The 10,582-nt window shown below is 61.3% G+C and carries 8 protein-coding genes and 2 pseudogenes; 8 read left to right on the top strand and 2 right to left on the bottom strand.

The genetic code is table 11. The features are described 5' to 3' along the window. Positions 1-111, bottom strand: a pseudogene (locus ABN273_RS58455) (IS5/IS1182 family transposase); the annotation flags it as partial. A gap of 334 nt (positions 112-445) precedes the next feature. Here ABN273_RS58455 and ABN273_RS58450 point away from each other — a divergent pair. From ABN273_RS58450 to ABN273_RS58420, 7 genes are all read left to right on the top strand, one after another. After that, positions 446-3,574: a BTAD domain-containing putative transcriptional regulator gene (locus tag ABN273_RS58450; protein ID WP_349458441.1), complete on the top strand. Its 3,129-nt coding sequence runs from the start codon at positions 446-448 to the stop codon at positions 3,572-3,574. Between the two features lie 261 nt (positions 3,575-3,835). After that, the gene (locus tag ABN273_RS58445; RefSeq protein WP_349458439.1) at positions 3,836-4,090 is read left to right on the top strand and encodes a hypothetical protein; all 255 of its coding nucleotides are present in this window, start codon (positions 3,836-3,838) and stop codon (positions 4,088-4,090) included. 50 nt (positions 4,091-4,140) lie between these two features. Next, on the top strand, positions 4,141-5,127 hold the full coding sequence (locus ABN273_RS58440) for an MvdC/MvdD family ATP grasp protein (protein WP_349458438.1): 987 nt from the start codon (positions 4,141-4,143) through the stop codon (positions 5,125-5,127). A gap of 9 nt (positions 5,128-5,136) precedes the next feature. Next, positions 5,137-5,979: an SDH family Clp fold serine proteinase gene (locus ABN273_RS58435; RefSeq protein ID WP_349458437.1), complete on the top strand. Its 843-nt coding sequence runs from the start codon at positions 5,137-5,139 to the stop codon at positions 5,977-5,979. Positions 5,980-5,989: 10 nt separating this feature from the next. Continuing rightward, a complete protein-coding gene (locus ABN273_RS58430; protein ID WP_349458436.1) occupies positions 5,990-6,547 on the top strand; it encodes a MauE/DoxX family redox-associated membrane protein in 558 nt (185 codons plus the stop codon). After that, positions 6,547-7,164, top strand: a complete 618-nt coding sequence (locus ABN273_RS58425; protein WP_349458440.1) for a TlpA family protein disulfide reductase — start codon at positions 6,547-6,549, stop codon at positions 7,162-7,164. The genes ABN273_RS58430 and ABN273_RS58425 overlap by 1 nt, the downstream gene beginning before the upstream one ends. A 136-nt stretch (positions 7,165-7,300) precedes the next feature. Next, the gene (locus ABN273_RS58420) at positions 7,301-9,049 is read left to right on the top strand and encodes an ABC transporter ATP-binding protein (RefSeq protein WP_349458435.1); all 1,749 of its coding nucleotides are present in this window, start codon (positions 7,301-7,303) and stop codon (positions 9,047-9,049) included. Positions 9,050-9,073: 24 nt separating this feature from the next. Here ABN273_RS58420 and ABN273_RS58415 read toward each other — a convergent pair whose 3' ends face one another. Next, a complete protein-coding gene (locus ABN273_RS58415) occupies positions 9,074-9,796 on the bottom strand; it encodes a class I SAM-dependent methyltransferase (protein ID WP_349458434.1) in 723 nt (240 codons plus the stop codon). A gap of 142 nt (positions 9,797-9,938) precedes the next feature. Between ABN273_RS58415 and ABN273_RS58410 the strand changes: the two are divergent. Further along, positions 9,939-10,582: pseudogene (locus tag ABN273_RS58410) on the top strand (IS5 family transposase); the annotation flags it as partial.

Below are 10,582 nucleotides of genomic sequence, written 5' to 3'. Positions count from 1 at the left end.
CGACTCGATCCCCCGGCGGGCGATGCGCGGGATGATGCCCTGGCCGCGCACAAAGGTCCACAGATGGGGATAGTCGTAACCCTTGTCACCGTGGAGTTTGCCCGGCCGGCGGAACCACCCGCTGGAACAACTCCCACAACTCATCGGGCACCAGCCGTCGAAGGAACGCATCCACGAACGAACTAACGATCAATCCCCAAATGAGTCACGGTCTAAACCAACTACTCCGATCACGCTGCGCAACCATCCGCACCAGTTGCAACCGGACCATCCCCGCTTAATTTCGAAGACCCATAAGGCGGCCGTACTCGAATCACCGTAGCGTCTCAAACAACTTGCCAAACATGACTGAGTGAGTAAAGCTCTCTGTGGAGACGGCGCTAGATCGCTCTCGAATTCCTCACCCCTTCCGCGAGGGCAACGAGTTATGGATAACTTGAGTGATGTGCTGCGCCTGCGACGCGAGCAGGCAGGCCTTACCCAGCAGGAGCTTGCCGCCAAGGCCGGGGTGAGCGTGGCGGTGATCCGCGATGTTGAGCAGGGGCGCACGCGCCGTCCACGCGCTGAGACCATACGTCGCCTGTCGCACGTGCTCGCTCTCGCCGGAACAATGCAGGCCGATCCACTCGGCGGTCAGGAGTCGCCGACCATCTGGTTGCGAATACTGGGTCCGCTTGAGGTGCGGGCGTACGAGTCCATTGTTCCCTTGGGTGGCGAGCGCCAGAGAAGCATATTGGGACTGTTGGCGCTGTCCGCTAACCAAATTGTGTTGATGGAGTCCATTGCCGATACATTATGGGGAGACGCGGCTGGGGATGTTCATATCAAAGCGGTGCACGGCTACATCAGCAAGCTTCGCCGTGCATTGCGCCACGTGGGGAATCCGGTTCGGCACAAGGAGCTCATTCGCTGCCGCCAGCACGGCTATCAGCTGTCCGTGGCGGACGGGGAAGCGGACACCCTTGCGTTCAGATGTTTCCTTCGCCAGGCACGCGAACACCGCGACAAGGCTGATCTGAACGCTGCTGCCGCATCATACGGGCAGGCAATGGATCTGTGGCGGGACAGTCCGCTGCTGGATCTTCCGACACTCCGCAACCATCCGAAGGTATGCGCATTGAGCGCGGAGCGGTTGGCGGGCGCGCTGGAATATGCAGAAGTAGCAGGGGCGCTCGGTCGACACGAGCTCGTACTTCCGTTGTTGCGGGCGATCACGCAGGTGGAACGACTGCACGAACCGTCGCACGCGCGGCTGATGATTGCCCTTGCCAGCTGCGGCCAGCAGGCCGCCGCGCTTGAGGTGTTCGGTGACATCAGCCGACGCCTGGCCGACGACCTGGGGATATCTCCTGGTTCTGAATTGGTGAATGCACATCTTCAAGTGCTCAGGCAAGATGTCAGCAGAGCCAGCACACTTGAGATAGGGACGCCTGACGCGCCCGCAAGAGATATCTGCGAGCCCACCTGCGGCCTGCCGGACTCCGGACAAGGTCTTGAATCCCCTCCACCCAGAAGCGGTCCATCACTCGCTCCCCGGGAATTGCCTCCTGTAATACCAGGTTTCGTCGGACGATCGGAGCTGATTGCAGCACTCGTTTCAGATTTGGTCGACAGACGCCCACAACCCATCCTGATTTCCGGTAGTGGCGGCATCGGCAAATCAGCGTTAGCGGTCCAAGTGGCTTGGAACGCCGCCAGGCATTTTCCCGACGGACAGTCCTATCTCAACCTGCACGGTTCAACGCCCGACCTCGAACCGCTGGAACCTATACAATGCCTCGGCCGCCTCCTGCGATCCCTCGGAGTGGACCCCGCCGCCATACCTACGAACGTCGACGAGGCCGCCGCCCAATTCCGCTCCCGCATCTCCGAGCGCCGCATGCTCTTCGTATTGGACAACGTGCTGGACGCCAGGCAGGTACGCGCACTGCTACCGGCAAGTTCGACCTGCGGTGTCATATTGACCAGTCGCAAGACGCTGGCCTCCTTGGAAGGCCGAATCCTGTACGAACTGGACGTGCTATCCGAGGAGGACTCTCGAACCCTGCTCACACGCCATGCCACCCGTCCAGCGATAGGGCCAGGCGACGCCTGGAATTCAGCGAGCGCTGACACCGAAGCCCAGATCGCCGTCGCCCGACAGTGCGGTCACCTTCCTCTGGCGCTCTCGATCGCGGCCGCCCGGCTCTCGGTACGACCCGCTTGGACCTGGCAGACGCTGGCGGAAAGGCTGGCCGAGGAGGGGCATCGTCTTGCCGAACTCGAGGTCGAGGACCGTGCTGTCAGAACCAGCTTCATGGTCAGCTACCGGAATCTCAACCAGGCACAGGCCCGCATGTTCAGGTGCATGAGCCTGCTCAATGTCACGGAGATCGGCGTCGACACCGCCGCGGCCCTTGCCGACGTCCCCCGGCTAAGCGCGGAGGACCTCCTCGACCAGCTCACCGAGGCTCACTTGGTGCAGGCCGTCGCCCCAGGACGCTATTCCATACACGATCTCACCCGACTCTTCGCCCGGGAACTCACCGCGGCGCACGACTTGCCAGAAGAACGGGAGCGTGCAGTCAGGCGTGCGCTCCACACCTACTTGGGCGCCGCCAGGGACGCGAGCGAACAAGTGATCCCCGTTGCCGCCTGGCGAACGACGTTGGGTCCCCCGACGACCGGTGCGAGGCCGGGCTTCCGGGACCGTAATCAGGTGTACGCCTGGGTGGACGCGGAGGCCGCCCAGCTGCCGGTGGCGATTGGCAGCGCCGTGGGGTTCGGTGCCGACGATCTGGTCACCGCTCTGTCGGCGGGACTCTTCTTCCCGTTGTACGAGCGGGGGCGGTGGCGGGAGCTGTGGGAGATCAGTGAGTTGGGCGCCGCCGCTGCCGATCGCCTGCGCGATCCCCACCACCGGGCGGTGACGCATGGCGATCTCGGTTACGTGCTGGCCGACCTTGGCCGGCTCGACGAGGCGTTGGTCCATCTGAAGGTGTCACTCGAACAACACCGGCTGATCGGCAACCGCCGGGGAGAGGCCGCCCAGCTCGACCGCTTGGGAGTCGTCTACAGCAGGCTTGGCCGTTTCGAGGAAGCCATCGGCAATTTCCGCCTCTCGGTCGAGCTCGAGAGCGGCCAGGGCAATCGGTACGGTGAGGCGATCACCCTGACCAACCTCGGACTCACCTACCTGCGGAGCAGTCATCTGAAGGCCGCTGTCACGGCTTTCGGCGACGCTCTCTTCATAACTCGCGAGATCGAGGATCTAGTGGGTTCGGCTATCGCGCTCGGGTACATTGCCGAGACGCACCGGCGCATGGGCCGCTCAAGGGAATCGGCGAACTACTTCCTCAAGGCGCTCGACGCAGATCGCGCGGCCAATGACCTCGGCAGTTGCACAGAGGCCACGCACTGGTGGGGCCTGGGCCTGAGCTATCACGCCCTCGGAGCGGAGAATCGCGCGAAGGAATGCCGGCGAAACTCAGCTGCGATCTTGCACGCTCTCGGACTGATCAGCGAGAGCGAGCGATCCCACATCGAGAGCGCCCCCGACCCACGTGCTCCGGATGTCATCCTCAGGAACTTGTGAACGAGGCGAGCGTACTTCCTCCCGTAGCGCAATCCCGTACCTCTGGCCACCACGCCGCCATCGCCCCACGTCGCCGCTCTTGCCAGGTACGGAAACCGCCGCATCACCCGCCACCACAAAAGCGCAAGAGATGCCGGCCACCATGGAGTCAGCACGAGGCTGGTAAGTACGTGGACCAATCCCTAGCAAAAGCAGGGGATGATCCTCAGCCTGCTCAATGCAAAGGCGGTTGGCGAAAACAGCAGAAAGGAGTCAGGACCTGTGAGACAACCGTTCGCATTCGGTGTGGCGGTGGAAGAACGCGCACCGTCCGTCTTCGGCGAGTACGACCACGAGAAGCAGCAGTTCATGTGGGAGGGCGACTCGACCGTCGTGCTCGGCTCGGCGGTATGCACCAGATGGAACATCGACGCCTATTATTCCCGCTGCACGTCAACGGGCACCACGTGCAACTACGGCCCCAGGTGCACGGCCGGGCTTTGCGGCAGCCACAGCTACTACTGCGACTACGGATGATTCGGACCGCACCTTAGGAGAATCGACAGGAAATGGGCCGCATTCTAATAGTGAGCGACATCACAGACGCCCACGCTGATCGCCTGATCTCGATCATGCGTGCGCGCGGCCAGAAGCCGGTGCGGCTCAATTTCAGCGACATTCCAGCCCGCGCCTCCTTGACCTTCAGAAACAGCCGCGATCAGCGCGATGGAGAAATTCGCATACTGACGAACAATCAAATTATGAATCTCCAGGACATCGGATCGATCTGGTGGCGCAAGCCAATTTCGTTTGGCTTTCCCGAGGACCTGGACAAGCAGCAGCAGGCGTTCGCCACAGAAGAGATGGAGCACACGATCTATGGCATCCTGTTCTCCCTGGACTGCTTCTGGATCAGCCGCCCAGACAACATCCGCAACGCCGGCTACAAGATAGAGCAGTTGCAGCGGGCGGCACGGTTCGGCTTCGAGGTGCCACGCACGATCGTGACCACGGATCCCGATGCGGCGCTCGAATTCTACGACGAGTGCGGTGGCGAGATGGTCTACAAAGTGCTCAGCGACCCCTACCTGGCGCTTCGCAAGTTGTCCGCCGACGAAGCGCACGCGGTGCCGGTGAGATTCGTCGAGACAACCTTGATCGGACAAAAAGAACTGGATCTGCTGGATTCAGTCCGTGTCACGCCGTGCCAATTCCAGGAGAAGATACCAAAAAGGACGGAGCTCCGGGTGACCGTCATCGGTGATGAGGTGTTCGCGGCGGAGATCTTCTCTCAGGAACATGCGCGAGCCGCGGTCGACTGGCGGCAGTTCGACCTCGACATCAGATACGAGAAGGCCACCTTGCCGCACGCTATCACAAGCGGCTGCCTGGCACTGACGCGCTCCTATGGCCTGAACTACAGCGCCATCGATCTCATCCACACTCCCGACGACAGGTATGTCTTCTTGGAGATCAACCCTAACGGGCAGTTTCTCTTCGTCGAGGACAGAGTGCCGGAGTTGCGCATGGCCGAGGAGCTGGTGAGCTGCCTGGTGCACGGTGGAGCGAAGTGAGACCGGGACATGGCAGACCAACAATCATACTTCGACGCCTTCTTGACGCCTGACCTGCATCAAATGGAACTCTCCCGCGGTCGCCCGGTCATTGCTTACTACGGGATGATAATCGAGACATCCGCTGAACTGGTGTATGAGCAGCTGCGGACCATAGGCCGCACCGCCCGGCTGGATTTCCTGCTCAACACCAGGGGCGGCGTCGCGACCGCGGCACGCGCGACGGCTCTGCTTCTGCGCGAGTACACCGACCACCTGACCATTCTCGTACCACACCGAGCCTGGTCGGCCGGCACGCTCATCTGCCTGGGAGCCGACGAACTGGTCCTCACCCCCATGAGTCAGCTCGGGCCGCTCGATCCCCGCATCGGCGCATCTACCGGCGTCGTACAAGGCGGCGGGTCTGGAATCCTCTCCGCTGAGGACGTCAAAGCCTTCAGCCGATTGGCCAAGGATTGGTACGGCATCCACGACAAGAGCGATCTGATTCAGGTTCTTGCCCTATTGGCACAGCGAGTCTCGCCGACCTCGCTCGGCTCTTTCTACCGAGCCGAACTCCTGATCCGTGACATGGCTCGCGAGTTGCTGCACTACCAGCTCCGAGAAAAGGACGCCGATGAGATCGACACGATCGTCGATCGGCTCGTCAGCGGATATCACTCGCATGACTATGTGATCACTCGCGCGGACGCCGAACGCCTCGGCCTCCGCGTCACCCATGCCCTGCCCGCCGAGGAAGAATTGCTCTGGTCCATTGTCCAGGCACTCCGATATCAGACAACGGCTGTGCCCGGCGCCGACGACACACAAAGCCCCTGTGTGGTGACAAGTTCGCGATCCCTTACCGAGTAGGCGACAGATCATGTATTCCTGGGAACCGCTCCTGGCCTTCTTCAACAACATCTTTCTACTCACCATTCTTGCCGCCTCGTTGTTCAGCAAACTCCGCGGCGTCGGCGCCTTCGTACAGACGGTTGAATCATTCGCGATCGTTCCCAAGCGCTTCACGAATGCGTCCTCCTACGCGACGATTGGTATTGAGCTTGTCGCGGTCATCTGCCTGGCCGGCGCCCTGATCGTGTCCTCGGCCGCCCTGCGACTCGCCGGTCTTTGGAGCGGCCTGGCAATCTTGATTGTATACACGGGTGTGCTGACTGTGCTGAGGATCCGGCGCAGGCGCGTGTCCTGCCATTGTTTCGGCGCAAATCAGGAAAGCATTTCCGGCTACGACATCATCCGTAACTTCCTCATCATGGCGGGCACGGTGGCCGGACTTCTGGCTGGCCAATCGGCGGGACTTCCCCTGGAAGGCACGCTCCCTATCGGTGTGGCCGCCGTCGCCACAGCCCTCATCACGATCAATATCGGCGACGTAGTCGAAATCACGCGCAAGCCGATGACAATAGAATGGGAGGCGTGATGGACAGCTCACAGGCAGCGCTATACCTGATGAGTGTCATATCGCTGGTCAACCTCATGCTCACGTTGCGGCTGGCGCGACAGGCGAGAGTCCGACAGGCCGCACATGACAACCTCATCGGGCCGAAGGCCGACGAACTGGCCGTCGGCGCGGTCGCGCCCCCCTTCGTGGCCAGTACTTTGACCGGTCAGATCGTGACCGAAGAACGATTCGCGGGTCAGGCTGTCGGATTCATCTTCGTCTCACCGAATTGCTCCGGCTGCCGGAACTTCCTGCCGTCCCTACAAGAACTATCGGCGGCGGCGCGGCAGTCGTCTGGGGTGGAGCTGGTTCTCGTCTCCGACGTCGGCCCGGAGAACACACGATCGTGGCTCACCTCCGTTCAATACGAAATGGGGGTCACCATAACCGCGCCCCTACTCCTGGCGCCAGCCAGCCTCAGCCGCATGTTCACTGACTACGATCCCAGCGGTTATCTCCCGTACTTCTGCCTCGTCAACGCCGATAGCCAAGTGACTGCTCGCGGTGTCGTCGGAAGGGCGGAATGGGAATCGGTCGTGGCAGATTGGCACGCGCGCCAGCCTCTGCCGACACCGCATGACATGACCACGAGCTAGGTTCACCGTGGGCGCGTCCTCGAACGGCCGCAGGGCCATGGACGATACGATAGGGAAGTCTTCCGGAGCATTTCGAGGCGCGCTCGTCAGCATTTCCCTTGCGTGGCGAGCCGCGCCGCACATTTATGCCCTATATTTGGCGATCACGCTGGCCAGCAGCTTATCGGGCATCGTCAACGCCTGGCTTATGAAGGCCGCAATCGATGAGTTGGTGGCGAGCGGCGACTGGGTGACCATCGTGCGTATCGCGGTCGGCTTGATCTGCGTAAGCCTGGTGGCGACGTGCATTCCCCATGCCTCAACCTACATCCGGGCGGAGATCGAGCGGAGAGTGTCGGTGCTCGCCTTCACTCGCCTGTTCGACGCACTGGACAGGTTCATCGGCCTGGCGAGGTTTGAAGATTCGGACTTCCTCGACAGGCTTCGCCTGGCCCAGCACTCGTGCGGGACGACGACACAGGTCAGCGAGTCCATCTTGAATGTCGCCAGGGCCACGCTGACCATCTGCGGGTTCGTCGGTTCGCTCCTTTTGATCAATCCGTTCATGGCCGCGCTTGCCATCGTGGCGAGCCTGCCGGTCTTGGTGGCCGAGATAGCGTTGTCAAAACGGCGCGCAAAAATGTACCTCGAGATCGGCCCGATTGAGCGCCGCGAAGAATTCTACAACCGTCTGCTCTCCACCGTCGAAGCTGCGAAGGAGGTCCGTCTGTTCGGTGTAGGCGGCTTCTTCCGTGACAGGATGATGACGGACCGGAGAGTTGCCAACGCCGAGAAACGGAAGGTCGATCAGCGGGAGGCAGTCCTCCAGGGAGGGCTTTCCCTCCTGTCCGCCGCTGTCTCCGGGGCCGGGCTTCTCTGGGCGTTCGGTCTCGCTCTGACGGGCGAGCTTTCCGTCGGCTCGATCTCCGTGTTCGTTGCGGCCCTGGTCGGCTTGCAAGGCAGTATGACCGCGCTGACCGTGGACGTCGCAAGATGCCACCAAGGGCTCTTGATGTTCGAGCATTATATGAGCATCACATCCGCGGGTGCCGACCTGGAGATCACGGCTGCGCCACGTAAGATTACCGCTTTACGCCATGGTATTCAGTTCCGGGATGTCTGGTTCCGCTACGCTGATGATCACCCATGGGTCCTGCAGGGTGTCACCCTTTACATCCCCCGTGGTTGTACCGTCGCCCTTGTCGGACTTAACGGATCAGGCAAGACGACATTGGTCAAACTTCTGTGCCGACTCTACGATCCCACACGAGGAGCTGTTCTGTGGGACGGAATCGATATCCGGGAGTTGGATCCCTTGGAACTGCGCCGGCGGATGAGTGTGATGTTCCAAGATTTCATGGAATACGACATGAGCGCTGGAGAGAACATCTCGATCGGCGATATCTCCGTTCCCTCCGACGCCAAGCGCGTAGAGTCCGCCGCCAAAGAGGCGGGGGTACATCGAGAACTGAGCGGGCTGCCGCGCGGCTACGAAACCCTTCTGTCCCGGCTTTTCGCCATCCCATCGACCGCCAAAGGGTCCGAGATCGGCGTGGTTCTATCCGGCGGCCAATGGCAGAGAGTGGCCTTGGCACGGACGTTCTTCCGGGACCAACATCGGCGGGATCTGATGGTGCTCGACGAACCGTCGGCCGGTCTTGATGCCGCCGCCGAGCATGAGATCCATGATTCGCTTCGACGATTGCGGCGCGGACGGACGAGCCTTCTCATCTCGCATCGGCTAGGTTCCGTCCGCGACGCTGATCTCATCGTCGTCCTCTGTCATGGCCAGGTGAGCGAGCAGGGGACACACGACACGTTGCTGGCTGCGAATGGGATATACGCTCGTCTGTTTCGGCTGCAGGCGTCCGGTTACGACTCCGGTTTCGTTGATATGGGGCAATAGCCGCGAGCGAGACCGTTGCATTGATCAGGTCTTGGGCTTTTGCGCAACGTACGCGGCCAGCTCGGTCGCAAAGATCAGCCCTCCGTAACCATCGATCTGCTGTGCCACGAAACCTGTTGATGCGAGGAGATCGAGTATTTTGCGGGGTTCGAACAACAGAACGCGATGGCTCTCGTCGGTACGCCGATAACTGCCGTCGACAAGCCGGAACAAGGTTATGTGGCGGGTCATGGACGCATGGTCGGCGTCCACGGCTACCTTGGAGAGGATTGTCCACTCGGCAGTGTCGCGACGGCTCCAGAGAGTATCCGAAGCCGTATGGTCGACTTTTGTTGCGGGTGTGTTGAGATCAAAGATAAAAACCCCTCCTGGCTTCAAAGCCATCCACACTCTGCGGAATATGCGATTCAACTCCACACTGCAGTTCCGGCGATCTAGAGTGTAACCGAGAGACTGGCCGATCGCGGTAATTGCGACACATGAGGGAAGCTCGTAATCAAGAAATGAGGCGTTCACGTACTGCGCACCCGGATAATTCATCTGAGCGAGTCTTAGCATATCGAGTGAGATGTCCACACCCACTACACTGAATCCCGCCTCGATCAGACTGCCCGCCAGAATTCCTGAACCGCAGCCTAGATCTACGACATGTCCTCCGCCCAGTCCGGCCGCTGACAGGCGTTCCACAATAGCGGGAGCAGCGACCCGGATAAAATCACTGTGACCAGTATAGTGAGCGTAGGTCATATCCTCTCCATATCCTGTCATGACCTGTCACCCACCTAATAGGAATCATTCTGCACGCCCACTCTAAGAGGTCGCTTCACGCATCGCAATAGTAAGTTGATTTAGACCGTGACTCGTTTGGGGATTGATCGTTAGTTCGTTCGTGGATGCGTTCCTTCGACGGCTGGTGCCCGATGAGTTGTGGGAGTTGTTCCAGCGGGTGGCTCCGCCGGCGCCGACGCGGCCGCATGGTGGCGGACGGCGCCGGGTCGACGATCGGGTGATCCTGGCGGCGATCGTGTATGTGGCCACCACCGGGTGTGCGTGGCGGCAGTTGCCGCCGGTGTTCAGCGCCTTTTGGCAGACGGTGCACCGCCGCTTCGCCGAGTGGAGCGCCGCGCGGGTGTGGGCCAAGCTGTACCGGATCCTGCTGGACGAGCTCGGCGCCCGCGGTGAGCTGGATTGGTCGCGGTGCGCGACCGACTCCGTCAGCGTGCGGGCCGTCAAATGGGGGAGCTGACGGGACCGAATCCTGTCGATCGCGGCAAGAAAGGGTAGAAGATCCACCTCATCACCGAGCGGACCGGCCTGCCCCTCGCTGTCGCGATCAGCGCCGCCAACGTCCACGAGAGCCTGGGTTTGGAGCCGCTGGTGCGCAGTATCCCGCCGATCCGTTCCCGCCGCGGGCCACGACGTCGCCGGCCGGGCAAACTCCACGGTGACAAGGGTTACGACTATCCCCATCGGTGGACCTTTGTGCGCGGCCAGGGCATCATCCCGCGCATCGCCCGCCGGGGGATCGAGTCC

The sequence above is a fragment of the Nonomuraea sp. B19D2 genome, from assembly GCF_040137845.1.
GTDB lineage: Bacteria > Actinomycetota > Actinomycetes > Streptosporangiales > Streptosporangiaceae > Nonomuraea.
This window is presented reverse-complemented; position numbering and strand designations above follow the sequence as displayed.